Raw genomic sequence first — 24794 nt, 5'->3', positions numbered from 1 at the left:
GCAGCTCTGCGCAAGATAATGCCGATCTCCCACGACGATCCGCTGGTTCTGGTCTGCGCGGACCTCCAGGTGGAATATCTGATCCCAGGGCGCCGCCACGTCGTTCTCGACGGCGACGCCGCAATCAAGCGCTGCCTGGAACTGCTCGCGTTGTGGCGGAGCAATGGCTGGCCGGTAATGCATTTGAAACGCATCGCGGAGGCGGCGTGGTTCAATCCGTCACCCAGGCTGACCGATTGGATTGCCGAGGCCAAGCCCCGGCCGGGCGAGATGATGTTCGAGCACGCGTTGCCATCGGCCTACAGTTCCTCCCGGTTCGCCGACCACATGTCCAGTATCCGCAATGTGCGCTGCGTGCTGACCGGCTTTTCCCTCGACGAGACTATCCTGGCTACCGTCGTCGAGGGATTTCATCGAAGCCACCGCTATCAGGTGGTCACCAATGCCGTGGCCTGCCGGCAGCCGGACACAAGCGAGGCGGCCGTCTACAAGCAGTCGGTGGTGAATGTCATCGCCAATTTTGCTACACTCCAGTCCAGCGCTGAACTGATCAGAACCAGCGGCGCCGTCGCGGTCTAGGCCGACGCGATCGGCGGATGGATGGGGGGACATTGTCGCGGGAGGACGAGCTCAAGGAGCTGGCGAGCGACCTGTCGCGTGCCGTCGAGGCGGCGCGCCGGGCCGGTCTGCCCACGACCGCCTATCTGTTGTCGATGGCTCTGGTCGAGGTGAGGGAGGCCGCAGCCGACGACGACGGGAATGATGACGGCGCGGCCTGAGCGCTGCGCCGTGTGCGGCTTTGTGCAACGCTGCTGAGCGCTTGCTGCCGACGAATTGGCGTTGCAAGTTCTGCCCTGTCGCAATAGCCAAGTGACGTAAGGGATTCCGCAAATGTCCATGCTGCCCAATTCGCAAGAAGCCCGGGATGTGGCCTACCAGCTCCACGCTTACACCAATGCGCGCGCCCATCAGCAGGCTGGTCCGCTGGTGATCGAGCGCGGCGAGGGGCCGTACGTGTTCGATGCGGCGGGCAAACGCTATTTCGAGGCGATGGCGGGCCTGTGGAGCGTCGGGCTCGGGTTCAACGAGAAGCGGCTGGTCGAGGCCGCGCACAAGCAGATGCAGGCGCTGCCATTCTATCACACGTTCTCGGCCAAATCGCACGGACCCTCGATCGATCTCGCCGAGAAGCTGGTCGCGCTCGCGCCTGTCACCATGAGCAAGGTGTTCTTCACCAATTCCGGCTCGGAGGCGAACGACACCGTCCTCAAGCTGATCGCCTATCGTTCGAACGCGCTCGGCCAGCCCCAGCGCAAGAAGATCATCAGCCGAATGCGCGCCTATCACGGCGTCACCATTGCATCTGCGAGCCTCACCGGCCTGCCCAATAATCACCGTTCGTTCGATTTGCCGCTGCCGTACATCCTGCACACGGGCTCACCGCATTTTTACAAGGACGGCGCGCCGGGCGAGAGCGAGGAAGCGTTTGCGACGCGTCGGGCCGAGGAGCTCGATGCGTTGATCCAGAAGGAGGGCCCGGACACGATTGCGGCCTTCTTCGGTGAGCCGGTGATGGGAGCGGGCGGCGTTGTCGTGCCGCCGGCCACCTATTGGGACAAGATCCAGAAGGTCCTGAAGAAGTACGACATCCTGCTGGTCGCCGACGAGGTGATCTGCGGCTTCGGTCGCACTGGGAAGATGTTTGGCTGCGAGACCTATGGCATCAAGCCCGACGCGATGGTGGTCTCCAAGCAGATCACCTCGAGCTATTTCCCGCTGTCGGCCATCATCATGAACGAGCGCATGTTCGAGCCGATCGCGGACGAGAGCAACAAGATTGGCGTGCTCGGGCATGGCTTCACCGCAGGCGGCCATCCGGTCGGCTCGGCGATTGCACTGGAAAACCTCAAGATCATCGAGGAGCGCGGTCTGGTCGCGCATGCCGCCGAACTCGGCGGCTACATGCAGGGCAAGCTGCGCGAGCTCACCAGCCATCCGCTGGTCGGCGAGGTTCGCGGCGTCGGCATGATCGCCGCGCTCGAGCTGGTGCTCGACAAGGGCCGCAAGACTGCAGCCGCGACGCCCGGCGCCGTCGGCGGCATGGCGAGCCGCATGCTCCAGGAACGCGGCGTGATCTCGCGCAACATGCTCGATGCCATCGCCATCTGCCCGCCGCTGATCGTCACCAAGGCTCAGATCGACGAACTGATTGCCGCGATATCAGGCGTGCTTGATGACATGAAGCCGGAAGTGGCGAAGCTGCCGCAGGCGTAAGCGCTCTCCTCGTCATTGCGAGGAGCGAAGCGACGAAGCAATCCAGACTGTCTCCGCGAAAACGGACTGGATTGCTTCGCTACGCTCGCAATGGGGGTAGGGCAGGCAGCGAGTCCTACGCCCGCTGAACCCCGACCACGCGCCCCTTCTCGATCGCAAGCGCGAGTTCGCCGCGTTTCAGCTTCAGCGCGGCATCGCCGAACAGCTCGCGGCGCCAGCCGCGGAGCGCCGGCACGTCGGCCTCGTCGTCGGCTGCGATCTCCTCGAGATCGTCGACGGTTGCGATCACCTTGCTCGCCACGGCATGACGCTCGGCGGTCATGCGCAGCAGCACCTTCAGCAGTTCGACGGTCGCGGCGCCATTGTTGTTGTTGCGCGGCTTCTCCAGCTTCGGCAGCGTGGCGAAATCCCGCGCCAGCCCGCGCTCGACGGCGGCGACGATGTCCGAGCCCCATTTGGACTTCTCAAAGCCCTTCGGTACCGAGCGCAGATGGGCAAGCTTCTCGATCGTGTTGGGGGCGTGGGTCGCGATGTCGCTCACGGCCTCATCGCGCAGCACGCGCCCCCGCGGGACGTCACGACTCTGCGCTTCCTGCTCGCGCCAGGCCGCGACCTCCATGAGCACCGCGAGGTCCTTCGGCTTGCGCACCCGTGTCTTCAGCCGCTCCCAGGCGCGCTCGGGGTGGAAGTCGTAGGTCTTGGGCGAAGTCAGGACCTCCATCTCGATCGAGACCCATTCGCTGCGGCGGCGCTTCTTCAGGTCGGCGTCGAGCGCGGCGAAGACGTCGCGCAGATGCGTCACGTCGGAGACCGCGTAATGCATCTGCTCTTTCGTCAGCGGCCGGCGCGACCAGTCGGTGAAGCGGTGGGTCTTGTCCGGCCGGTGGCCGGTGACTTTCTCGACCAGCGCGTCATAGGCGATGCTGTCGCCATAGCCGAGCACCATGGCGGCGACCTGGGTGTCGAACACCGGATGCGGGATGATATTGGCCTGATGCCAGATGATCTCGATGTCCTGGCGCGCGGCGTGGAACACCTTCAGCACGCTCTCGTTGGCCATCAATTCGAAGAAAGGCTTGAGGTCGATGCCCTCGGCCAGGGTGTCGATGACGATCGCTTCCTCGGGGCTGGCCATCTGCACCACGCACAACAGCGGGTAATAGGTGGTCTCGCGCAGGAACTCGGTATCGACGGTAATGACGGGATGCTTGGCCAGCCGGCTGCAGGCAGCCGCGAGGTCAGCGGTGGTGGTAATCAAATCCATGAACGGCCCATGACACTTGCTATCAGCCGTTCTGCCGAAAGCGCTGTGATGTCAAGGGGCTCTTAACGAATTCGAGCCTTGCATTGGGACTAGAATCGCCTGAAGCGGCCAGAATTCCTATTCGTAGCGGATCCGGTGCGAGGATTTGCGGGCGCAGGGGACTGCCACCACGACCAGGCACATGCCAACCAGCGCCAATCCCAGGAACTCGAAAACCAACAGATCCACGGCGGAAATCTCCAGAAACACCGTTAGATTTGTCGGCTGTGCGTTGAGGGTCTGTTAATTCAAATGGTTACCGGCGGCGGGCCGGGCCGGATGGTGGACGGGGGGTTAATGGTCGGAGGGCCCCCCATCACGTGATGAACTTCGGTAGCCTGCCGCCAAGGTCTCCACGGCGGCGAGGACCCTTCGACGTCCGGGGTGAGCGCGTGGTGTTTGACGCGGACGCTGGACCCGCATTCGAGCCGCTGATAGCGGCGATATCAGCCTCCCTCGAAGATTCTCTTTCGTGCGTTGTCGACATGCGTGCGCATCGCGCGACGGGCGCCTTCTTCGTCCTGGGCCTCGACGGCTTCGAAAACGCGGCGGTGCTCCTGCTGGCCTCGCAGGATTCGGCCGCGCGGTTGAATGAGCGACAGGTTGCGGTTCAGATTGACGCCGATGGCGATCTGTTCCCTCAGCGACATCAGCGTTTCGACGAAGAAGCGGTTGCCGCTCGCCTCTGCGATCGTGCGATGGAAGAGCAGATCCTCCTCGACGCCGAGGCCGCCCTCGCGCCCCTGCGCAACCATGGCATCGAGCTTCGTCAGGACCTGCTGGATACGACGGAGACTTTGCTTGTCGCGGTTTCGCGCGGCCAACGCGGCGGCATCGCCCTCGACGGCCATCCGGAACACAAAGCAGCGCTGGATGTCGGGGATGCTGCTGACCGGCGCGAAGTCGAAGGCATTGGCGGCCGGGCGCCGCGTGACGAACCAGCCCGCTCCCTGGCGCGATGCGATCAGCCCGTCATCGCGCAATCGCATCAGCGCTTCGCGAACGACGGGGCGCGAGACGTCGAGCAGTTCGGCAAGGCCGTTCTCGGGCGGCAGCCGGCAGTCGACAGGAAGGATGCCCATCGCGATATGACCGAGCACGTGGTCATAGACGCGATCGCTCAACCGTCCCGTCGAGGAGGAGAGCTGCAATTCCGCGGATTTCATCGCAGGCTTTTTCAAGTCCAGCTCCGCCCGGTTTTGCGTGGGGCATACAAACAAGTTTTTAACATCTCAATCCGTGCGCCGAGGCGCTTGGCCGCAGCTCGAAGCGGCTGAAGAACAGACCGCTTGACAAGCGGCAAGAACTTCGTTGATGCTCGCCTTACAAATAAATAACAAGTTGCGCCAAAAATAAAGCGCGTGGGAGGTGAGAATGAGGATCAGGTCTGCGACCTTGACGGCCGCCGCCTTGATGGGAGCGGCGTTTTGTGGCGGAGCCCTTGCTGCTCCGATCAGTCTTTCTATCATCGATACCGGCGGCGACCTCGCCTCCACGCAAATCATCATTGAGAACTACAAGAAGGCCAATCCGGACAAGGTCGGTGAGATCAAGATCCAGCGCGCGCCAGCGCCGGAGCTTCCGGCCAAGATCAAGGCGCAGCAGGACGCCGGACGACTCGATATCAATCTGGTGCTGACCGGGCAGGATGGCGGCGCGCTGTTGGCCCAGAACGGCCAGCTTATCGCGATCCCCGACTATCAGAAAAGTTTTCCGCGTGACGCTCTCACCGACGCGGGCAAGGCGCTTTACGACGAGGGCAAAGGCGTCCTCATTCCGTCCGTCGGCAATGCCGGAGGGCCGGTGCTGATCTACAATCCGGCGAAGGTGCCGAACCCGCCCAAGACCGCGCAGGAGTTGCAGGCGTGGGTGAAGGCGAACCCGGGCAAGTTCATGTACGCGCGCCCGGCGAACAGCGGACCGGGCCGGGCGATCCTGCAGGGCTTTGCCTTCATGCTCGGGGATTCCAAGCCGCTCGACCCGGAAAAGGGCTGGGACAAGAGCTGGGACTACCTCAAGGAGCTCGGCAAGTCGGTGGAGTACTATCCGACCGGCACTGCGATCACGCTGAAGGAGTTCGCGCAGGGGCAGCGTTGGATGATCGCGGGGATCATGGAGTGGGACATGAAGCCCCGCGCGCAGAGCGTGATTCCGCCGGAGTCCAAGATCGCCATTCTGGAGAACACCACGTTCGTGGTCGATGGCCACTATTGGTGCATCCCGAAGGGAGTGCCTCAGGAGCAGGTCGACGTCATCGTCGACCTCATGAAGTTCATGTGGAAGCCGGACCAGCAGGCGCTGACCTGGAAGGCCTTCATCGGCCCGGTCGTGAAGGCCGCGTCGCTGGCATCGGCGCCCAAGGAGATCCAGGACGAGGTGAAGGAGTTCTGGCGTCCTGAATACGATCAGATCGGGACCAAGTGGAAGGTATCCCCTCCGTTGGGCGTGACCGAGCTGAGCTACGCGATGGAACGGTGGGACCGTGAGATCGGCGCCGACCAGGTCAAGAAGCAATAACAACAAAGATCAGGACGCGAGGGCTCGCTGAAGCGGCCCTCGCGCGCGCGTGCGGGGCGGAAGCATGGCCGATTCCATTGACAATCTGCAGATGTCGATCACGAAGCGCTACGGCGGCAAGGTCGTGCTCGACCATTTTCCGCTCGAGATCGTCGGCGGTGAATTCGTCACCTTCCTGGGGCCGAGCGGGTGCGGGAAGTCTACGGCGCTCGGCATCATCGCGGGTCTTGTGCCGCCGAGCGACGGCGAGATTCACCTGAACGGGCGGCGAATTGACGACGTGCCGGCGGAGAGGCGGGGCTTCGGCATGGTGTTCCAGAACTATGCGCTGTTCCCGCATTTGACCGTCTTCGGCAATGTCGCCTTCGGCCTCTCGCTGCAGAAGCGCCCGTCCGCGGAAATCGCGCAGCGTGTCCAGGAAATGCTCGGCCTGGTGCGCCTTGCCGGCTATGAAGACCGCTATCCCGGCCAGCTCTCCGGAGGACAGCAGCAACGCGTCGCCATCGCGCGCGCTCTCGTGCTGCATCCCCGCTTGATGCTGTTCGACGAGCCGCTGTCCAATCTCGACGCCAAGCTGCGCGTCGAGATGCGCGCCGAGATCAAGCAGCTCCACGCGCGGCTCGGCTTGACGTCCATCTACGTCACCCACGATCAGGCCGAGGCGCTGTCGCTCTCCGACCGCATCGTCGTGCTGCGTGAGGGCGTGCTGATGCAGGTCGGCACGCCGCAACAGATCCATGACACGCCCAACAACGTCTTCGTCGCCGATTTCATGGGCGTTCGAAATTTCCTCGATGTCACGCTCGGCATCGAAGCGGGCGGCACGATCGAGGCTGGTTTCAGGGGACAGATCCTGAGTGCCAGGGCGAGGGACGGCTTTCGCCCGGGCGAGCAGGCTGTCCTCGCAATCCGCCCTGAGGATGTGCGTCTCGGCAAGGCCGCCGATGGCGCCAATGCGATGCGCGGCAAGGTCGAACTGGTCGAATATCTTGGGCGCGAGCAGGAGGCCGAGATCTCGCTCGAGGGTGGTGCGCGGCTCTGGATCCGCTCGCTTGAGAAGCTCACATTGGGCGAGACGCTGGATCTGACCCTGCCGGCGGACAAGTTCGTCCTGTTGCGGCGCGAGTGAGAGGGCAGATCGTGGCTCGCATCCGCTCCGACTCTCGCAGCGAACTCGACCTCGTCGCGATCCTGTGTCTCGCGCCGTCGCTGCTTTATGTGCTCGCGATGTTCGTCTACCCGTTCCTGTACGGTATCTACATCAGCTTGCAGCCGAAGAAGCCAGGAGCGGGGATATTCGCGAACTATGTCGCCTTCTTCAGCGACGCCTATCAATATAGCACGATCAAGACCACCTTCATGCTGGCCTTGCCGACGACGGTTGCGGTGGTGCTGGTGGCGCTGTTTCTCGCCTACGGCATGCGGCGCGGCATCTGGTTCGAGCGCACGATCACGACGATCCTGGTGCTGCCGATCTCGCTCGGCGTCGTTTTCCTGTCGGAAGGAATTCTGGGCTTCTATGGCCATAACGGTTGGCTCAACCAGTTGCTGATCGCCGCCGGGCTGATTGAGAACCCGCTCGAGCTGACGCATAATTCCATCGGCGTCACCTTCTCGCTGTTCATGCAGAACTTTCCGTTCTGCTTCCTGATGTTGCTCGGCTACATCTCCGGCATCGACCCGAGCCTGGAAAGCTCCGCCCGCATGCTGGGGGCGGGCCCCTGGACGATCTTCCGGCGCGTCATGTTTCCATTGATCGCGCCCGGCCTGATCATCGCGTTCGCACTGGTCTTCGTGATGAGCTTCGCCGTGTTTCCGTCCGCGGTGATGGTGGGCCAGCCGGCCGGCTCGACGCGGACGATTTCGATCGCGGCCTATCAGCAGGCATTCGAGCAATACGACATGTCCTATGCATCCGCGATCGCGGTCATCATGGGGCTTTGCCAGCTCGCGGCGCTGGTGCTGATCGTGCTGGTGCGTCGCCGCATGACCATCGCCACGACCATGGGCGTCGGCAAACGCTGAGGGGAAGCCAATGCGCGGACGGATGTGGAGACTGGCAATCTATCTGTTCCTGCTCGGGTTCATCCTCAACCTGCTCGGGATCGTGACGCATGTCGTGGTGAGCTCGTTCGCCAAGCGCTGGTTCGGCAAGCCGTTGCCGCCGGCCTTCACGACGGACTGGTTCGCTTATGCCTGGCGAGAGTTCGAGCTGCCTCACGTCCTCTTCATCACCTTGTTCATCGCGATGGCGGTGGTACTCATCGCGCTCGCGATCGGCTTTCCGGCGGCCTATGTGCTGGCGCGGCGGAATTTCAACGCCAAGCCGGTCCTGCTGCTGCTGTACTTCCTGCCGCTGCTCATCCCCCAGATGACCTATGGCATTCCGCTTGCCACAACCCTCTATGGTTTCGGGGTCGGCGGGACAGTGCTCGGTGTCGTTCTCGCCGTGCTCGTCCCCATGGTGCCGCTGGCTGTGTTCATCCTGCTGCCGTTCTTCGAGCAGATCAGCCTCAATCTGGAATGGTCGGCGCAGATGCTTGGCGCCAGCCGCCTGCAGATATTTCGCCGTATCCTGTTGCCGCTGATGCTGCCGGGCATTCTCACGGCAGGCTTGCTGGTTCTCGTGAACACGATCTCGAATTTCGAGCTGGCGTTCCTGCTTGCCGGGGGCGGCTCGCAGACCCTCGTCGTTGCGCTGTACTACAACGTCTTCGCCGGCGGCGTCCGCCCGGTCTATTCGATCGACGCCATGGCGGTGATCTACATGTGCACCGTGCTGTCAGTACTCCTGGTCGCGCTGCGCTTCGTGCGCCCGACCCAGATGGTGTTCAGGCTCGACGGCAAGCGTGACTAGACGAGTTCGTCCGGCCTGTGCCGGCGAGGCTTGAATGCATGCCGCTGTCCGTGTTACTTTTCACGCTTTGATTGAGAGAATAGCTTTGCGCACTTTTTGATTCAGGGGGTAGCAATGAAGAGGTTGATTTCGATCGCATTGATTTCGGCTGCAGTCGGCTGCATCGGCTCGTCAGCACTTGCGGCGGGTAAAGGCTATGCGAATGCCCGGGCTACCTGCCTCGCCGAGGCGGGAACGACAGAGGCAATCTTTTCGGCGCGCAAGGCAACTTACGCGCAGGGGGCCGTCTACAAGCAATGCATGACCGCCAAGGGACATGATGTGACGGTTGTGAAGAGCAACGGTACCAAGCTCTATTGATCCGGGGCGACACTGGCCACCGAAACGACTTCGGCGTCCCGCATGACGGGACGCCGAAGCTTTCTCATGTGGTTCGCTCGCCTTACGGCAGCTTCAGCGACGTCTCGGCGTTGTACGGCTTAAGCGTCTCCTCCGCTGCCTTCTGGGCGGCGACAAGAGCTTCCTTCGGCTGCTTCTTGCCGTTGAGCACCAGCATCACCTCGTCCTCCAGGTTCTTGCGCACCGGCACGGTCTTGTAGGTCGCGAACCACGGTTTGGCGACGTCGAGCTGCTCCACGGCGGTCTTGGCGTCCGGGTTCTTGTTGAGGAAGTCGACCATGTCAGGCGTCTTGTAGGCGGCCATGTTGGGCGCGAAGTAGCCGGTCGCGCGGCTCCACCAGGCGCTCTTCTCGGGCGACGTCATCCACTTGATCAGCGTCCAGGCGGCCTTCTGCTTGTCGGCTTCCACGCCCGCCGGAATGATCAGCGAGGCGCCGCCGATCGGCACGGCGTTACGGACGTTGCGCGGGATGAAGGCGACCTTGTAGTTGAACTTGGCATTCTCGCGCACATAGGTCAGCGATCCCGTCGACAGCATCATCATCGCGGCGTTGCCGGAGATGAAGGAGGTGCTGACGGCCGGACCAGGCGTGGCGCCGGGCGGGTGGACCTTGTACTTGCTCACGAGGTCGTTCCACCAGGTCAGCGCGCCCAGCATCGAGGGCGTGTCGTAATAGACCTCGCCGCCGAACTCTTCGTTGTAGTAACGCCCGCCATTGGTCATGGTGAGCGTTTCCATCATCCATCCGCAATAGTCATAAGCGCAGGGGATCGCGATGCCCCATTGGGTCACCTTGTCGCCCTCACGCTTGGTGAGCTTCTTGGCCCAGTCGGTAAGCTCGGCCCAGGTCTGCGGCGGCTTGTTCGGGTCGAGGCCTGCTTCCTTGGCCTTGTCGGCGTTGATGTAGAGCAGCGGCGTCGAATTGTGGAACGGCACGCCGTAAACCGACCGGTTGATCACCGCATTGCCCTGGAGAGCGGGGAAGAACTGGCCGAGGAATTGGTCCTTGGTGCTGCCGTCGGCTGCGATCAGGCTGTCGAGATTGGTGAGCTCGTTCTCGATCTGCATGTCGAGCAGGAAGTTGGCCGACATGATCACGGCAGCTGGCGGCTTGCCGGCCTTGATCGAGGCGCGCGTCTTGATCAGCGTGTCGTCATAGGAGCCGGTGTAAACCGCGGTCGCCTTGATGTCGGGGTGACCCTCGTTGAACTCCTTGATCAGTGTGCCCATGTCGCGGGCGAGCTTGCCGTCGACGGGCACGGGGAAGAACAAATCGATCTCGGTCGGACCTTCACCGGCGAGCGCCGGGAAGGCGAAAGCACCGGCCATGGCGAGGCCGAGCATGAGCCTGCGGGAGAACAGCATCCAAGAATCTCCTATTTGATGCCTGAGGTGACGAAAGAACTGATGAAGCGTTTCTGAAAGATCAGGAACGTGATGAGCAGCGGTGCAATCACCATCAGCGTGCCGGCGGCGATGGTGCCCCAGGCCTGCGTGCCTTCCGCGGTCTTGGTGAAGACCGAGAGCCCGACCGTGAGCGGTCGCTTGTCCGGCGAATTGATCACCATCAGCGGCCACAGGAAGTCGTTCCAGTGGCTGGTGACGGAGATGATGGCGAAGGCGGAAAAGCTCGGCAGCGACAGCGGCACGTAGATGTGGCGCATGCGCTGGATCAGGCTGGCGCCGTCGATCAGCGCGGCGTCTTCCAGCTCGGTTGGAATGGCCTCGAAGGCCTGGCGCATCAGGAAGGTGCCGAAGGCGGAAGCGAAGAACGGCATCATCACGCCGGCGAGCGTGTCATAGAGGCCGAGCTGCACCACCAGGCTCAGGTTCGGCACGATCAGCAGAACCGGCACCAGCATCAGCTGCATCAGGAACAGATAGAAGATCGGCGTCTTGCCGGCGAAGTCGAGCCGCGCAAAGGCGAAGCCAGCCAGCGTGATCGTGACGAACTGCACGAGAAGGATGCCGGTGCAGATGATCGTGGTGTTGAGGAAGTAGCGCGGAAAATCGCCGATCTCCCAGGCGTCCCTGATATTGTCGAGCGTCGGCTTCAGGCTCGGCATCAGCTCCGCCATCAGATTGATGCCGTCGGAGGCCGGGCGCAGTGTGGCGACGCCCATCCACAGGAACGGGATCAGCCAGGCGAGCGCGAGCAGGATCGTCAGCAGGAAGCCGAGCTTCGGCGTAATCTCGTTGCGCGTCGCGAGCGGGCCGTCCTTGTAGAGCTTGTCGATCAGCGTCATGGCCCGCTCTCACGGTTCGCCATGGTGCGGAACGACAGTGCGGTCAGGGCCATCAAGGCGGCGAGCGTCAGCAGCGTCGCGGCTGAGGCTCTCCCGATGTCGAAATGCTCGACCGCCTGCTGATAGATGTAGAACAGCACCAGATTGGTGGCGTTCGACGGGCCGCCCTGGGTCAAGACGAAGACGTGGTCGACCTGCGTCACCGCGTTCAGCGTTGCGATCACGATGACGAACAGGAACGTGGGTTTGAGCTCCGGCAGGATGATGTAGCGCAGCCTCTGATACGGCCCTGCGCCATCGAGATGCGCGGCTTCCATCACGTCCTCGGGCACGGCCTGGAGGCCGGCGAGGAAGAACAGCATGTAGTAGCCGGCGTTCTTCCAGATCGTGATGATCATGATCGCGTAGAGCGCGATGTCGGGATCGCCGAGCCAGTTCGGCAGCACCGGCAGGAAGCGGCCGATGTAGTAGTCGAGCAGGCCGACATTGGGCAGGAAGATGAACAGGAATAGCGCGGAGGCCGCGACCATCGGGATCAGCACCGGCAAGAACAGCGCGGCGCGCAGCGCGCTGGTCACGGCATTGGTACGTGCAAGTGCCAGTGCAAACAACAGGGCAAGGCCGATGCTCGGGATCGCGGTGCCGATGGCGTAGATGAGGTTGTTGATGACGGCGCCGGTGAAGGCAGGGTCGGCCAGCACGGCGCTGATATTGTCGAGACCGACGAAGCGAAGCGGCGCCCGCGGCGTGGCGCGCTGATAGAGTGCATCGATCAGCACGCGTCCCATCGCGCCATAGGTGAACAGCGCGAGGAAGACCAGCGAGGGCAGCAGCAGCAGATAGGCCGGGAGCGAGGCTTTGAAGCGGGTGGTGAACCGCGTCATGAGGTTCAGGCGCGGCGGCGCCGATACCGCGACCGGGAGAGCCGCGGGTTCTGCGAGGCTCATCTCACCGCGCCGGGAAGTTGAGCGCATAGTCGCGGCCGTCCACGTCCGCAGGCGGCTCGAATGGGAAGCGCAGACTGGTGTCGAGGAAGTCGTGGCTGTGCACGACGAGGTTTTCGTCATCGATCAGCACCACGCCATAGGCCGGCGGCTCGTGGCTCGCCAGATGCGGCGCGCCCGCATCGAGCTCGAACCAGACCTGATGATTGGTGCCGCGCAGCGTCGAGAACGGGATCTTGCCGTAGCTGCCGAAGATCGGCCGGTGCACATGGCCGAAGAAGAGGTGGCGGATGCGCGAGCGGTAGGGCGCGATCACCTCGGCAAACTCCGCGCTTTGCTTCAGCCCGATCTCGTCCATTGCGTGCACGCCGACCGGGAAGGGCGGGTGATGCATGAACACGACGAAAGGCTGATCGGCGGGCGCTGCGGCGAGCGTCTTTGCCAGCCACGCGAAGCGCTTGGCGCACATCTCGCCGGCGTGGCTGGTCTCGTCCAGCGTGTCGAGGAAGATGAACAGGCCGTGCTCGGTGGTGCGGGTGCCCTGCACGAAACCATTGGGATCGCGCGGCGCGGCCTTCAGGCCGTCGAGGCAGGCAACGCGCTTGTCGTGATTGCCGACCATGGCGATGTAGGGAATCTTCAGCGCCGACATCGCCTCGGCGAAATTGGCATAGGACTCCGGCTCGCCCCAATGGGTGAGGTCGCCGGTCACGACCGCGAAGGCGGCGTCGGACTGGTGCGTGTTGATGTCGGCGATCGCCGCGTCGAGCCGGGCGCGCGGATCTAGCCCATAGAGCTTCATCCCGGGGTTCGCGAGATGCGTGTCGGTGATGTGGACGAATTTGAACGGCATGGTGCGCTGTCAGGATCGTTGGAGGATGGGCGCCTCCGGCAAGACGGCCCTGACAGGCCGTTAGAGCGCGTGTGTTTCAGTTTGATGACAGCGGTTCCGCGCGCCCGGAATTCCACAGAATGTGTGGGCGAAGAAAAATCTCGAAAACAACCCCATGCACAGTAGCCGGTGGTTGCCGCGATGATGAGTTACGCGTGTTTCAGCATCCGTTGACACGTCGGGCAAAACAGGGGCATGATGCGATTATCGGAAAATCCGCAGAGCGCGCGGACGGCGGCGATCGATGGCAGGGCTGCATACGAAGCCCCGCTTGCCTCACGTCCCGCAGAACGTCTGCAGCACCCGCTGGTCCGGCAACGGCGGGTCGGCGTAGGCGGCGTAATCCGGCTGGTCCTCGAACGGTTTCGCCAGCACCTTCACCAATTCCTCGAACGGTGCGTAGTTGTCATCGTTCACCGCGGCCTGGATCACGGCCTCGACGCGGTGGTTGCGCGGGATGAAGATCGGATTGACGGCATGCATCGCGGCTTGCCGCTCGGCCGCGCTTTGCGGCTCCAGCGCGATGCGCGCGCGCCAGAGTCCGGCCCACTCGTCGAAGGCTGCGGGCTCCGTGAACTGCGCGCGGACGTCGGCGCTGTCATCGCCGGCGGCCTCGCCGAGCTTGCGGAACGTCAGCGTGAAGTCGGCCTGGTTCTTGGCCATGGCGTCGAGCAGGTCCTGGATCAGGGCCTCGTCGCCATCGCGCTCTGTGAACAGGCCCACCTTCTTGCGCAGGCCTGCCTGATAGGCGGCGCTGAACGTCTCGGAGAAAGCGCCGAGAATGTCCTGGGCTTCCGCGACGGCCTTCTCCTGGTCGTCGGAGAACAACGGCAGCAGGCATTCGGCCAGTCGCGTCAGGTTCCACAACGCAATGCGGGGCTGGTTCGCGTAGGCGTAGCGGCCCATCTCGTCGATCGACGAAAACACCTGCGAAGGGTTGTAGGCGTCCATGAAAGCGCAGGGGCCGTAGTCAATGGTCTCGCCTGAGATGGAGGAGTTGTCGGTGTTCATCACGCCATGGATGAAGCCGACCAGCAGCCACCGCGCGATCAGTTCGGCCTGGCGCGCGACGACGCCCGCGAGCAGCGCGTGATAGGGCCGCTCGGCATGAAGCAGATCCGGATAGTGCCTGGTGATGACGTGATCGGCGAGCCGGCGGATCGCGTCGGTGTCGCGGCGCACCGCGAAGAACTGGAAGGTACCGACCCGGATGTGGCTGGAGGCGATGCGGGTCAGCACGGCGCCGGGCAGCGCGGTCTCGCGGATGACGTGATCGCCGGTGATGACGGCGGCCAGCGAACGTGTGGTCGGGATGCCCAACGCAAACATGGCTTCGCTGACGATGTATTCGCGCAGCACCGGCCCAAGCGCTGCGCGGCCGTCGCCGCGGCGGGAGAACGGGGTGGGACCCGAGCCCTTGAGCTGGATGTCGCGGCGGACGCCGTCTCGGTCGATAACCTCGCCGAGCAGGATCGCGCGGCCGTCGCCGAGCTGGGGCACGAAATGCCCGAACTGGTGTCCGGCATAAGCCATGGCGATGGGGTCGGCTCCATCAGGAACCGTCTTTCCGGCCAGGATCTCGGCGCCCTCAGGGCTTTCAAGCAGATCAGGATCGAGCCCGAGCTGGATTGCCAGGGGCCGGTTCAGCTTGATCAGCCGGGGCGCGGATACGGGGGTCGGCGCGACGCGGGCAAAGAAGCTGTCCGGCAAGGCCGAATATGAGTTCTGGAAGGGGAAATGCACGGTCATACCGTCAAGATAGGGCTGGAACGCCCGATGGCAAAGGGACGGGTCCGGATTGGGCAAAAATGGCGGCCGTCAGGCCCAAAACAGGCCGTTCCCTTGGTTACCGCCTTGAGGTTGCCGCTTTGGGCCTCGTCGGGTAAACCCTGCCGCAACGTCGGACCGGTCGTTTCAGGCCGTCCGATTCGTATCCTCCGACATTGATTTTGGGACGACCATGCATCGCTACCGGTCACATACATGCGGCGCGCTCCGCGAGAGCAACATCGGCGAAACGGTTCGCCTCTCGGGCTGGGTCCATCGCGTCCGCGACCATGGCGGCGTGCTCTTCGTCGACCTGCGCGACCATTACGGCCTGACCCAGTGCGTGGTCGATCCGGACTCGCCGGCGTTCGCACAAGCGGAAAAGCTGCGTTCCGAATTCGTGGTCAAGTTGGACGGCAAGGTGCGCCGCCGCCCGGCCGGCGCGGATAACAAGAGCACCGACAATGACGATCTGCCGACCGGCAAGATCGAGATCTACGTCACCGAGATCGAGGTGCTGGGTCCGGCCGGCGATCTGCCGCTGCCTGTCTTCGGCGACCAGGAATATCCCGAGGACATCCGTCTGAAGTACCGCTTCCTCGATCTGCGTCGCGAGAAGCTGCATCAGAACATCATGACCCGCGTCGAGATCATCAAGTCGATGCGCCGGCGCATGGAGGGGCAGGGCTTCTTCGAGTTCAACACGCCGATCCTGACCGCGTCGTCGCCGGAAGGCGCGCGCGACTTCCTGGTGCCGTCGCGCATCCATCCCGGCAAGTTCTACGCACTGCCGCAGGCGCCACAGCAGTACAAGCAGCTGCTGATGATGTCGGGCTTCGATCGCTACTTCCAGATCGCGCCGTGCTTCCGCGACGAGGACCCGCGCGCTGACCGTCTGCCCGGCGAGTTCTACCAGCTCGACGTCGAGATGAGCTTCGTCACGCAGGAAGACGTCTTCGCGGCGATGGAGCCCGTCATCACCGGCGTGTTCGAGGAGTTCGCCAAGGGCAAGCCGGTGAGCAAGAACTGGCGCCGGATTCCGTTCGCCGAGGCGCTGCGCAAATACGGCAGCGACAAGCCTGATTTGCGCAACCCGATCGAGATGCAGGACGTCTCCGAGCACTTCCGCGGCTCCGGCTTCAAGGTCTTTGCGCGCATGCTCGAAGACCCCAAGAACCAGGTCTGGGCGATCCCGGCGACCGGTGGAGGCAGCCGTGCATTCTGCGACCGCATGAACTCGTGGGCGCAGGGCGAAGGCCAGCCCGGCCTCGGCTACATCATGTGGCGCGAGGGCGGCGAGGGCGCAGGTCCGCTTGCGAACAACATCGGACCGGAGCGGACCGCCGCGATCCGTGCGCAGATCGGCACCAAGGAAGGCGATGCCGCCTTCTTCGTCGCCGGCGATCCCGACAAGTTCTGGAAGTTTTCAGGGCTCGCCCGTAACAAGGTAGGCGAGGAACTGAACCTCACCGACAGGGAGCGGTTCGAGCTCGCCTGGATCGTCGACTTCCCGATGTACGAGTACAATGAGGACGACAAGAAGGTCGACTTCTCGCACAACCCGTTCTCGATGCCGCAGGGCGGCCTCGAGGCGCTGAAGGGCCAGGATCCGCTGACCATCAAGGCGTTCCAGTACGACATCACCTGCAACGGTTACGAGATCGCCTCGGGCGGCATCCGCAACCACGTGCCGGAAGCGATGGTGAAGGCGTTCGAGATCGCAGGCTACGGCGAGCAGGAAGTGGTCGACCGCTTCGGCGGCATGTACCGCGCCTTCCAGTACGGCGCGCCGCCACATGGCGGCATGGCCGCGGGTGTCGACCGCATCGTGATGCTGCTCTGTGGCACCAACAATCTGCGCGAGATCTCGCTGTTCCCGATGAACCAGCAGGCCATGGACCTGCTGATGGGCGCGCCGTCGGATGCGACGACGAAGCAGCTCCGCGAGCTGCATGTGAAGGTGAACCTGCCGCAGAAATGAGGGTCTTTGCCCCTTCGTGTGCGGGGAGGTAGCAAGAATCCGTCATGCCCGGGCTTGTCCCGGGCATCCACGTTTTTGGGCAGGCGCGGAAGAGCGTGGATGGCCGGGACGAGCCCGGCCATGACGGTGGTGAGAGCGCGCGCCCGCTCTACAGTCCCGTCGACGCCTCGATCCTGAACTGCGCCAACGCGCTCTGCGGGTCGGTTTGCAAGAGCTGCATGATCTGCATCAGCGGCGCCTTGGCGCGCGGGGAGAGCTTGATGGACAACGTCTGGCCCGGCGTCTCGACGAAACGGGCGACCGCATCCACGGCGGCGTCCGCATCCGGATTGGCGGATGCAATCTGCTCGCGTTTTGCCTTGATGCTTTCGACGATCGCCTGACGCGCGGCGTCGCGGCTGACATTCTGCATGCGCGCGAACTGCGCGACGACGAGGTCGACGCCACCGTTGTCGTGCAGTGAGAACTCGAGCGCGCCGGCCTCGATCCGGGCAGCTTGTCCCATGAGCTGAGCGGGCTCAGTCGAAAACGTCTCGCGCGGCACATTGCCGAGTGCGACGCGCAATTGCGCCTTGGCGATCCCTCCGATGTCCAGGGTCGCCGGGGTCAGAGCGAAGCTGTTGGTGGACTCGGTCCAGGCCGCGCCGAGATCGAGGTCGATCGCGAGCTTGTCGATGCCGGCGGCGAGCAACGGAAGCTGCTTCGGATCAGATGGATCGGTGGGCGTGACAAATTTGGCAACCATGTGCGTCTTGCTCGGGATCGAACCGATCAACTGCCCCCAATCCAGGCTCACCGTGTCGATCGTGACCAGCTTCTTGGTGGTCTTGAACGGCGCCACCACGCCCTTGATCTCCGCGCCTGCCAGCACGCCGAACAGCCCGAGCATCTGATCGGGCGAGGGCGCTCTTCCGGGAGTGGTGAGGTTTGCCGCCCAACGCAACAGGTTCGCGACGCTGAACGACTTCAGCGCGAAGCGCTCCATCTTGATCCGGCCCTGCGGGGTTGGCGCATCGAAACCCTCCAGCGCGAACTCGCCCTCGGAATATCTGATGGCGTTGAGTTTGCCGGTCCCTTGCGGTGTCTCCATCGACAGATCGGCAATTGTCGCTTTGCCGATCCGTGCGCCCTCATAGAGGTTTCCGACCTTCTCCATCAATTCCCGCATCTGCGCGGGGTTTTGATGGGCAGACGGATCTTTTGGCATCACCGCCAGCAGTTCTCCTGGACGAAACTTCGACGGCTGATACGCGATGTCCTCGACCAGGATGCGGCCGATTTTCGCGGCAATGCCGGACGTCGAAGTCAGCGCGTAAGCAGTTGATATCTGCCGGTAGACACGGTGATAGCTATCGTCATTTGCCTTGTCGGGATTGAGCGCGGCGATCACGACGTTCGCGTCGAAATCTTCGATTGTCGCGTCGGAGAATCCGGAGGTGATTTTATCCGGACGTGGCTGTTGCACATCGATGGCAACAACGGCGCGATCAACCTTGGCAGTACCGATCTTGCCGCGATCGATGTTGTGGATTGTCAGCCCCGAATAGGTGATCTCGCCGGATCCTCCTCCGGTGATTCCACTCATTGCGGCGGTTATGGTCGGCACGTTGAGCGAACCGGCTGAAATTCTCACAAATTGCTCGAGCCCGAAACGATAGGCGTCGAGAATGGAATCGGAGGCCGGCGCGCCTTGCATCCGTGCGGGCCCGGAATAGTTGGCCAAGGCGATATGCGGGATCTTGTACGTGGCCTTCATGTTCGCCGCGCCGGCAGCGCCTTCGATCGCCAACTCCACGCCATCGATTTCGATATTGTCGGCCGCAATGCGGGTCTCGTCGACTTGGTGAACGCCGACCGCCTTGAAGCTCGCAGCCTTGACGCCGGCTAAAGGGGGGCGTCCCGGCTCGACATTGAGCTCATCGATCGTAAGCGTGCGCGTCGACAGGTCGAAACCGACCTTGCCGTGGCTCGCCTTGCCGCCATTGCTGCGGATCTGCTGGAAGGCGTCCTCGATCTCGGCGGTGACGCGATGTTTGGCGTAGAGGTTGAAGCCGAGCCATCCGCCCGCGGCGAGCACGGCTGCCACGATCAGGCCGATCAGGATGCGCTTCATTCCCAGCTCCAGTTGTTGGTTGTGCGCTGCGCAACCTGCCATATTCGGGAAACGTTGCGCGGTCCAGGGAAAGCTAGCGCTGTCAAATATTTGACCACGCGATCTGTTAATTGGATTGCAATCGGATGTTGCCACCGAGGCGTTGGCCGTGCTTCATCCCGGTTTCCATAGGCCGGAATACCGTGTGCACTGCGGTAAACTGGTCGATGACAACGCATCTTTGAGGCCGGTAACGCGAGGCGAGACACTGCATGTCGTCTTTTTCTGATGATCTTCACCAGGCGGCGCTGGCCTATCACCGTCTGCCGCGGCCGGGAAAACTCGAAATCCAGGCGAGCAAGCCGCTCGCCAACCAGCGCGACCTCGCGCTTGCCTATTCTCCGGGCGTTGCCGCCGCCTGTACCGAGATCGCCAAGAATCCGGCGGAAGCCGCCACGCTGACGACCCGTGCCAATCTGGTCGCCGTGGTCTCGAACGGCACCGCGGTGCTCGGCCTCGGCAATATCGGCCCGCTGGCCTCCAAGCCGGTGATGGAAGGCAAGGCCGTCCTGTTCAAGAAATTCGCCGGCATCGATGTGTTTGACATCGAGATCGCCGCCGACACCATCGAGCGCGTGGTCGAGACCGTGGCGGCGCTGGAGCCGACCTTCGGCGGCATCAATCTGGAGGACATCCGCGGGCCGGAATGTTTCGAGATCGAGGCGCAGCTCAAGGAGCGCATGAAGATCCCGGTCTTCCATGACGATCAGCATGGCACCGCGATCATCGTCGCCGCGGCCATCACCAATGGCCTCCGGCTGAACGGCAAGAAGCTGTCGGACGTCAAGATCGTCACATCGGGGGCAGGGGCTGCGGCCATCGCGACGCTCAATCTGCTGGTATCGATGGGCGCGCAGCGCAAGAACATCTGGGTTTGCGACATCGACGGTCTCGTGCATGAGGGCCGCAACACCACGATGGACCGCTGGAAAGCGGTTTATGCGCAGAAGACCGACAAGCGCACGCTTGGTGATGTCATCGGCGGCGCCGACATCTTCATAGGCCTGTCAGCGCCGGGCGTGCTCAAGCCCGAGATGGCCAAGGCGATGGGCGACCAGCCCTTGATCATGGCGCTCGCCAACCCGACCCCGGAGATCATGCCGGAGGAGGCGCGCAAGGTGCGTCCCGACGCGATGATCTGCACCGGTCGCTCCGACTATCCGAACCAGGTCAACAACGTTCTCTGTTTCCCCTTCATCTTCCGCGGCGCGCTCGATGTCGGCGCCAGCGCCATCAACGAGGAGATGAAGCACGCCGCCGTCGAGGCCATCGCGCAGCTTGCGCGCGAGGCGCCGTCGGATGCGGTCGCGCAAGGTTTTGACACCGGCGAGACGCAAGGCTTTGGTCCGGGCTCGCTGATCCCGAGTCCCTTCGATCCCAGGTTGATCCTGCGTATCGCGCCGGCCGTCGCCAAGGCGGCAATGGAGTCAGGCGTCGCGACGCGGCCGATCACCAATTTCGACGAATACACCGCGCTGCTCGAACGCTTTGCCTTCCGCTCCGGCCTCGTCATGAAGCCGATGTTCGCCAAGGCCAAGACCCAGCCGGTGCGCGTGATCTACGCCGAAGGCGAGGACGAGCGCGTGCTGCGCGCCACGCAGGTGGTGCTGGAGGAGAAGCTGGCGACGCCGATCCTGGTCGGCCGGCCCTCGGTGGTCGAGGCGCGCATCAAGCGCTTCGGCCTGTCGATCAAGGCGGGCAAGGATTTTGATCTCGTCAATCCCGAAGACGATCCGCGTTACCGCTCCTATGTGCAGTCCTATGTCGAGGTCGCAGGCCGACGCGGGGTGACGCCGGATGCGGCCCGCACCGTGGTGCGCACCAACAACACGGTGATCGCGGCTCTCGCGGTGACGCGCGGGGAGGCGGATGCGATGCTCTGCGGCGTCGAGGGCCGCTACATGAGCCATCTGCGCCATGTCCGCGAGATCGTCGGCTTCTCGCCTGGGATCAGCGACTACGCGGCGCTGGCGCTGCTGATCACCAGCAAGGGCGCATTTTTCATCGCCGACACGCAAGTGAGGCCCAATCCGAGCGCGGAAGAGCTTGCCGAGATTGCCTCACTAGCGGCGGTTCACGTCCAGCGCTTCAACATCAAGCCGAAGATCGCCTTCGTCTCGCATTCCGATTTCGGCAGCTACGACACGGACTCCTCGCGCAAGATGCGCCGGGCGACCCAGTTGCTGAAGGAGAAGCATCCGGAGATCGAGGCCGACGGCGAGATGCAAGGCGACACCGCGCTCTCCGCCGCGGCGCGCCGCATGGTTCTGCCGCACTCCAATCTCGAGGGTGAGGCCAACATCATGATCATGCCGAACCTCGACACTGCCAACGTCGCCTATCAGATGATCAAGTCGCTGGCGGACGCGCTCCCTGTCGGTCCGATCCTGATCGGCCCGGCACGGACCGCTCACATCCTCACCCCCTCGGTGACCGCGCGCGGCATCCTCAACATGACCGCGGTGGCGGTGGTGGAAGCGCAGGAGCGTGCAGCGCGGCAGCAGCCGACGTTGTTTACGTAAGGCAACAGTCCGCGGTCTCGTCATGCCCGGGCTTGTCCCGGGCATCCACGGTCTTTGCGGCGTAGGGCACGTCGTGGATGGCCGGGTCAAGCCCGGCCATGACGCGGAGAGTGCGGTGGCCACATCTCGGCCCCCTTGGTTCGATTCCGCTAGGGAGCGCCACCGCACGTCGCACGCCTCCATTCTTGAATAACTCGCAGTTTTCCATTTCCGCGTTTGAAAACCGCTGTCGGACTCTTCATAATCCGCAGGCGTCCCGCGATTAGCGTTTTGCCAAGAGGCCGACCATGCCAGCGTTCGTGACTTTCGGGCGGATCCTGTTCGCCGTGCTGTTCGTCTACACGGGCGCGCTCAAGTTCTTCCCCCTGCAGGCGACGGCTGATTTCATCGCCGGCAAGATCGTGGTGCCCGATGCGATCGCGCCTTACGCCAAGCAGGTCGAGACGGCGACCGCGATGACGACGCCGCAACTCCTGGCTATCGCAGTCGGCGGGCTCGAGATCATTGCGGGGCTGATGATCGCTCTGAACTTCGGCGCGCGCTTCTTCGCGTTGCTGATGATCATCTACATCGCGGCCTCGACCGTCCTGTTCTCCGATTTCTGGAATCAAGCAGCACCTGACAATGCGGCGGTGGTGGTCGACGCGCTGAAGAATCTCTCGATCATCGGCGCGCTGTTCATGATCATGGGCTTTGGCCGCGAGACTCGCACGGCCGAGACGGCCTACGGAGACGTCTAGCCGGGCCGGCATCTCCGCCCGCTTCATGCGCGCGGCGTGAACCTTCATTCACATGTTATGGCTTTGAGATCACAGCGGTTCTGCAAAATCGCAACCGCTGTGGCGCACACACGTTTCCAGTCTTGTCGGACTCTGCTGGAACCGAATACGACCGTTCGACCGATTGCCATCAATCGGTAAGGCGTATTGGGGGCGGACTTGGTTCATTCGAAGCGACTGTTGGCGCGTGCGGTGGTTTTTCTGGGAGCCGCGCATGCCGCAGCCCTTGCCGTCACGACGGCTGATGCGGCCGATTTGCCCGTGAAGGCGCCGCCGCGGTTTGCGCCTGTAGCGAACTGGACGCAGTTCTATGTCGGCGCGGGCCTTGGCTTCGACTTCGCATCGGGACGCTCGAACCTCGCGCCGGTCGGCGGCGGCCCTTCGCTGTTCAGCCTCGACGGTCTTCAGGGCGCCGATCTCGGATTGTCCGCGTTCGCCGGCTTCGACGTCCAGGTTGCGCCGCGCTTCGTGGTCGGTGGCTTCGTCGACTACGACTGGTCGCGCCAGCGCACGACTGTGAGCGTGGGCGGGAATGCGTTCGGGCAGATCGTCACGGCAACCATGCCGTCGCTCGACCAGGGCTGGACCATCGGCGGCCGTGCCGGATTTCTGGCGACGCCGGATATCCTGCTGTACGGCCTCGCCGGCTACAGCCAGATGCGCATCAACAATTGGAACGTCACTTACACGATCATCGGCGGTCCCTCGTTCACGGCGCAGGAATCCGCTCAGACCTCGCATGGCTATACGGTGGGTGCCGGTGTGGAATATCGTCTCGCCAACAATTGGTCGCTGCGTGGCGAGTATCGCTATGTCGACCTTGGCCACAACACGACCGTCGATCCGCTCGGTGCAGTCTGGACCACCGATTTGTCGGAGCACGTGATCCGGATCGGCGCAGCCTACCGGTTTGGACAGTTCGGCGGTCCCGCGGCGACCGCAGCGGCCGCGCCCGCGCTCAATCCGGCGTGGACGGGTGTCCATGTCGGCGTGGGCATCGGTGGCGACGCCCTCACGCCGCATGTGGCGGCCTCGATTCCCGGCGCGCTCGATTTCAACGCGGCGGGCCTTGGTGGCGCGGATGTCGGCGGCACTTTCACCATCGGCTACGATCGTCAGATCGCACCGAAATGGGTGGTCGGCGCCTTCGGCCTGATCGATGTGGCGACGAATGGCGGGGCCAGCGTCACGGCAACGGGGCCTGGCGCGGGGGGGACGGGGACAGTCACGTCGGATCTGGCGTCGGTGAAGTGGGCCTGGACCGTCGGCGGCCGCGTTGGCTATCTCGTCTCGCCGGAAACGATGCTCTATGTGCTCGGCGGCTACACCGGCTCGACCGCGCGGTCCATCACGTACAACCTCTTGGGACTCCAGAGCACCAGTCCGCAGCGAGAGTATCATGGCGCCACCTTTGGCGGCGGCTTCGAGCGGTTCTTCAGCGACAGGATCTCGGCCCGCGCCGAATATCGCATGACGCATGTCGAGACGCGCGACGATCTCACGGACAGCATCTTCACCAATGTCAGCGCCGGCGGCACGATCCATACGCTGCGCGGCTCGCTGGTCTATCACCTGCCGACGCCGTGAGTTCAGCGCGGCGGGCTAGCCCCGTCGCCATGGCGTGACGGTGACGTCGTGCACGGCGTCGAGCATGTAAGGCGTGCCCGGTGCCATCCCGTGCGACCTCAGCACCTCGTGCGGCGTCCGCCGGGGCACCTCGACAAAGCAGCCTTCGCCGCCGGGCAGCCGCACATGCGGAGCCTCCGACAGCCAGAACGCGTCGTAGCGGTCCATGAACATGTCGAACACGACGGGGCCGCCGATCACAGCGACACGTCCCGAAGAAACGTCGGCAAAGGCGCAGGCCTGCTCGAAGCTCGCATGCTCCGGATTCCACAGCGTCGCGTTCGGCATCTCCGGATCGACGGTGAGGGCCTTGATCTTGCGGGTCAGGATCAGCCGCTTGCGCTTGGGCGAGTTCGTCTGCTGCTCATACGAGTTGCGGCCGTGCACGATCAGCGCGGCACCATCGAGCGCCTGCTCGAAGAACAGCTTGTCGCCTTTGAACTTCAGACTGTCGGGCATGACATGGCTGGCGTCGGCAAGCATGCCGTCCGCCGAGACGATGACGTAGCCTTCGAAATGGAACGACAAGCGACG

The 24794-nt window shown here is 63.5% G+C and carries 21 protein-coding genes; 12 read left to right on the top strand and 9 right to left on the bottom strand.

All coding sequences use genetic code 11. The features are described from left to right. Positions 1 to 18 precede the first annotated feature (18 nt). The 3 genes from JQ631_RS12150 (at position 19) to JQ631_RS12140 (ending at position 2274) form a co-directional block, all read left to right on the top strand. Positions 19 to 579, top strand: coding sequence for an isochorismatase family protein (locus JQ631_RS12150; RefSeq protein ID WP_212326464.1), 561 nt, complete (start codon positions 19 to 21; stop codon positions 577 to 579). Between the two features lie 17 nt (positions 580 to 596). After that, positions 597 to 779 (top strand): hypothetical protein, encoded by a 183-nt coding sequence (locus JQ631_RS12145; protein WP_212328664.1) that lies wholly within the window; start codon positions 597 to 599, stop codon positions 777 to 779. Positions 780 to 891: 112 nt separating this feature from the next. Continuing rightward, complete coding sequence (locus JQ631_RS12140) at positions 892 to 2274, top strand: aspartate aminotransferase family protein (protein WP_212326462.1); 1383 nt, start codon at positions 892 to 894, stop codon at positions 2272 to 2274. 115 nt (positions 2275 to 2389) lie between these two features. Here the strand turns inward: JQ631_RS12140 and rnd are convergent, their stop codons facing one another. Together rnd and JQ631_RS12130 are read right to left on the bottom strand one after the other, a co-directional pair. Next, positions 2390 to 3538, bottom strand: coding sequence for a ribonuclease D (rnd, locus tag JQ631_RS12135; RefSeq protein WP_212326460.1), 1149 nt, complete (start codon positions 3536 to 3538; stop codon positions 2390 to 2392). Positions 3539 to 4023: 485 nt separating this feature from the next. Continuing rightward, the gene (locus JQ631_RS12130) at positions 4024 to 4758 is read right to left on the bottom strand and encodes a FadR/GntR family transcriptional regulator (protein WP_212326458.1); all 735 of its coding nucleotides are present in this window, start codon (positions 4756 to 4758) and stop codon (positions 4024 to 4026) included. A 193-nt stretch (positions 4759 to 4951) separates the two neighbouring features. Here JQ631_RS12130 and JQ631_RS12125 point away from each other — a divergent pair, with 193 nt between their 5' ends. The 5 genes from JQ631_RS12125 (at position 4952) to JQ631_RS12105 (ending at position 9311) form a co-directional block, all read left to right on the top strand. After that, the gene (locus tag JQ631_RS12125) at positions 4952 to 6094 is read left to right on the top strand and encodes an ABC transporter substrate-binding protein (protein ID WP_212326456.1); all 1143 of its coding nucleotides are present in this window, start codon (positions 4952 to 4954) and stop codon (positions 6092 to 6094) included. 64 nt (positions 6095 to 6158) lie between these two features. Next, positions 6159 to 7223: an ABC transporter ATP-binding protein gene (locus JQ631_RS12120; protein ID WP_212326454.1), complete on the top strand. Its 1065-nt coding sequence runs from the start codon at positions 6159 to 6161 to the stop codon at positions 7221 to 7223. A gap of 11 nt (positions 7224 to 7234) precedes the next feature. Then, positions 7235 to 8119, top strand: coding sequence for an ABC transporter permease (locus JQ631_RS12115; RefSeq protein ID WP_212326452.1), 885 nt, complete (start codon positions 7235 to 7237; stop codon positions 8117 to 8119). A 10-nt stretch (positions 8120 to 8129) separates the two neighbouring features. Then, positions 8130 to 8951, top strand: coding sequence for an ABC transporter permease (locus tag JQ631_RS12110; protein WP_212326449.1), 822 nt, complete (start codon positions 8130 to 8132; stop codon positions 8949 to 8951). A 114-nt stretch (positions 8952 to 9065) separates the two neighbouring features. Next, positions 9066 to 9311: a hypothetical protein gene (locus JQ631_RS12105; RefSeq protein WP_212326447.1), complete on the top strand. Its 246-nt coding sequence runs from the start codon at positions 9066 to 9068 to the stop codon at positions 9309 to 9311. A gap of 82 nt (positions 9312 to 9393) precedes the next feature. Here JQ631_RS12105 and JQ631_RS12100 read toward each other — a convergent pair whose 3' ends face one another. The 5 genes from JQ631_RS12100 to JQ631_RS12080 all read right to left on the bottom strand — a co-directional run bounded on the left by JQ631_RS12100 (position 9394) and on the right by JQ631_RS12080 (position 15182). Continuing rightward, positions 9394 to 10716 (bottom strand): ABC transporter substrate-binding protein, encoded by a 1323-nt coding sequence (locus JQ631_RS12100; RefSeq protein ID WP_212326445.1) that lies wholly within the window; start codon positions 10714 to 10716, stop codon positions 9394 to 9396. An 11-nt stretch (positions 10717 to 10727) separates the two neighbouring features. Next, positions 10728 to 11597 (bottom strand): carbohydrate ABC transporter permease, encoded by an 870-nt coding sequence (locus JQ631_RS12095; protein WP_212326443.1) that lies wholly within the window; start codon positions 11595 to 11597, stop codon positions 10728 to 10730. Further along, positions 11594 to 12544 (bottom strand): carbohydrate ABC transporter permease, encoded by a 951-nt coding sequence (locus JQ631_RS12090; RefSeq protein ID WP_212326441.1) that lies wholly within the window; start codon positions 12542 to 12544, stop codon positions 11594 to 11596. The genes JQ631_RS12095 and JQ631_RS12090 overlap by 4 nt, the downstream gene beginning before the upstream one ends. Position 12545: 1 nt before the next feature. Then, positions 12546 to 13394, bottom strand: a complete 849-nt coding sequence (locus JQ631_RS12085) for a phosphodiesterase (RefSeq protein WP_212326440.1) — start codon at positions 13392 to 13394, stop codon at positions 12546 to 12548. A 315-nt stretch (positions 13395 to 13709) separates the two neighbouring features. After that, positions 13710 to 15182, bottom strand: a complete 1473-nt coding sequence (locus JQ631_RS12080) for a protein adenylyltransferase SelO (RefSeq protein WP_212326439.1) — start codon at positions 15180 to 15182, stop codon at positions 13710 to 13712. Between the two features lie 211 nt (positions 15183 to 15393). Here JQ631_RS12080 and aspS point away from each other — a divergent pair, with 211 nt between their 5' ends. Beyond that, positions 15394 to 17181 carry an aspartate--tRNA ligase gene (aspS, locus tag JQ631_RS12075; RefSeq protein ID WP_212326438.1) on the top strand — a complete coding sequence of 596 codons (1788 nt, stop codon included), beginning with the start codon at positions 15394 to 15396 and terminating at the stop codon, positions 17179 to 17181. Between the two features lie 148 nt (positions 17182 to 17329). Here aspS and JQ631_RS12070 read toward each other — a convergent pair whose 3' ends face one another. Next, positions 17330 to 19294, bottom strand: a complete 1965-nt coding sequence (locus JQ631_RS12070; RefSeq protein WP_212326437.1) for an aq_1923 C-terminal domain — start codon at positions 19292 to 19294, stop codon at positions 17330 to 17332. Between the two features lie 251 nt (positions 19295 to 19545). Here JQ631_RS12070 and JQ631_RS12065 point away from each other — a divergent pair, with 251 nt between their 5' ends. From JQ631_RS12065 to JQ631_RS12055, 3 genes are all read left to right on the top strand, one after another. Further along, the gene (locus JQ631_RS12065) at positions 19546 to 21855 is read left to right on the top strand and encodes an NADP-dependent malic enzyme (protein ID WP_212326436.1); all 2310 of its coding nucleotides are present in this window, start codon (positions 19546 to 19548) and stop codon (positions 21853 to 21855) included. A gap of 287 nt (positions 21856 to 22142) precedes the next feature. Then, positions 22143 to 22595, top strand: a complete 453-nt coding sequence (locus JQ631_RS12060; RefSeq protein WP_212326434.1) for a DoxX family protein — start codon at positions 22143 to 22145, stop codon at positions 22593 to 22595. A gap of 231 nt (positions 22596 to 22826) precedes the next feature. Continuing rightward, a complete protein-coding gene (locus JQ631_RS12055; protein ID WP_349644975.1) occupies positions 22827 to 24221 on the top strand; it encodes an outer membrane protein in 1395 nt (464 codons plus the stop codon). Between the two features lie 15 nt (positions 24222 to 24236). Here the strand turns inward: JQ631_RS12055 and JQ631_RS12050 are convergent, their stop codons facing one another. After that, a complete protein-coding gene (locus tag JQ631_RS12050; protein ID WP_212326430.1) occupies positions 24237 to 24788 on the bottom strand; it encodes a dihydrofolate reductase family protein in 552 nt (183 codons plus the stop codon). Positions 24789 to 24794 lie beyond the last annotated feature (6 nt).

Source organism: Bradyrhizobium manausense (genome assembly GCF_018131105.1).
GTDB classification, from domain to species: domain Bacteria; phylum Pseudomonadota; class Alphaproteobacteria; order Rhizobiales; family Xanthobacteraceae; genus Bradyrhizobium; species Bradyrhizobium manausense_B.
Note: the sequence above shows the minus strand (reverse complement) of the source record. Positions and strands in the feature narration are given on the sequence as shown.

Excerpts from the sequence above, each read along its gene's own strand:
- JQ631_RS12090 (WP_212326441.1), bottom strand. The coding sequence starts at position 12,544 with ATGAGCCTCGCAGAACCCGCGGCTCTCCCGGTCGCGGTATCGGCGCCG.
- JQ631_RS12060 (WP_212326434.1), top strand. The coding sequence starts at position 22,143 with ATGCCAGCGTTCGTGACTTTCGGGCGGATCCTGTTCGCCGTGCTGTTC.
- JQ631_RS12125 (WP_212326456.1), top strand. The coding sequence starts at position 4,952 with ATGAGGATCAGGTCTGCGACCTTGACGGCCGCCGCCTTGATGGGAGCG.
- JQ631_RS12150 (WP_212326464.1), top strand. The coding sequence starts at position 19 with ATGCCGATCTCCCACGACGATCCGCTGGTTCTGGTCTGCGCGGACCTC.
- JQ631_RS12140 (WP_212326462.1), top strand. The coding sequence starts at position 892 with ATGTCCATGCTGCCCAATTCGCAAGAAGCCCGGGATGTGGCCTACCAG.
- rnd (WP_212326460.1), bottom strand. The coding sequence starts at position 3,538 with ATGGATTTGATTACCACCACCGCTGACCTCGCGGCTGCCTGCAGCCGG.
- JQ631_RS12100 (WP_212326445.1), bottom strand. The coding sequence starts at position 10,716 with ATGCTGTTCTCCCGCAGGCTCATGCTCGGCCTCGCCATGGCCGGTGCT.
- JQ631_RS12145 (WP_212328664.1), top strand. The coding sequence starts at position 597 with ATGGATGGGGGGACATTGTCGCGGGAGGACGAGCTCAAGGAGCTGGCG.
- JQ631_RS12105 (WP_212326447.1), top strand. The coding sequence starts at position 9,066 with ATGAAGAGGTTGATTTCGATCGCATTGATTTCGGCTGCAGTCGGCTGC.
- JQ631_RS12120 (WP_212326454.1), top strand. The coding sequence starts at position 6,159 with ATGGCCGATTCCATTGACAATCTGCAGATGTCGATCACGAAGCGCTAC.
- JQ631_RS12085 (WP_212326440.1), bottom strand. The coding sequence starts at position 13,394 with ATGCCGTTCAAATTCGTCCACATCACCGACACGCATCTCGCGAACCCC.
- JQ631_RS12065 (WP_212326436.1), top strand. The coding sequence starts at position 19,546 with ATGTCGTCTTTTTCTGATGATCTTCACCAGGCGGCGCTGGCCTATCAC.
- JQ631_RS12110 (WP_212326449.1), top strand. The coding sequence starts at position 8,130 with ATGCGCGGACGGATGTGGAGACTGGCAATCTATCTGTTCCTGCTCGGG.
- JQ631_RS12070 (WP_212326437.1), bottom strand. The coding sequence starts at position 19,294 with ATGAAGCGCATCCTGATCGGCCTGATCGTGGCAGCCGTGCTCGCCGCG.
- JQ631_RS12080 (WP_212326439.1), bottom strand. The coding sequence starts at position 15,182 with ATGACCGTGCATTTCCCCTTCCAGAACTCATATTCGGCCTTGCCGGAC.
- aspS (WP_212326438.1), top strand. The coding sequence starts at position 15,394 with ATGCATCGCTACCGGTCACATACATGCGGCGCGCTCCGCGAGAGCAAC.
- JQ631_RS12095 (WP_212326443.1), bottom strand. The coding sequence starts at position 11,597 with ATGACGCTGATCGACAAGCTCTACAAGGACGGCCCGCTCGCGACGCGC.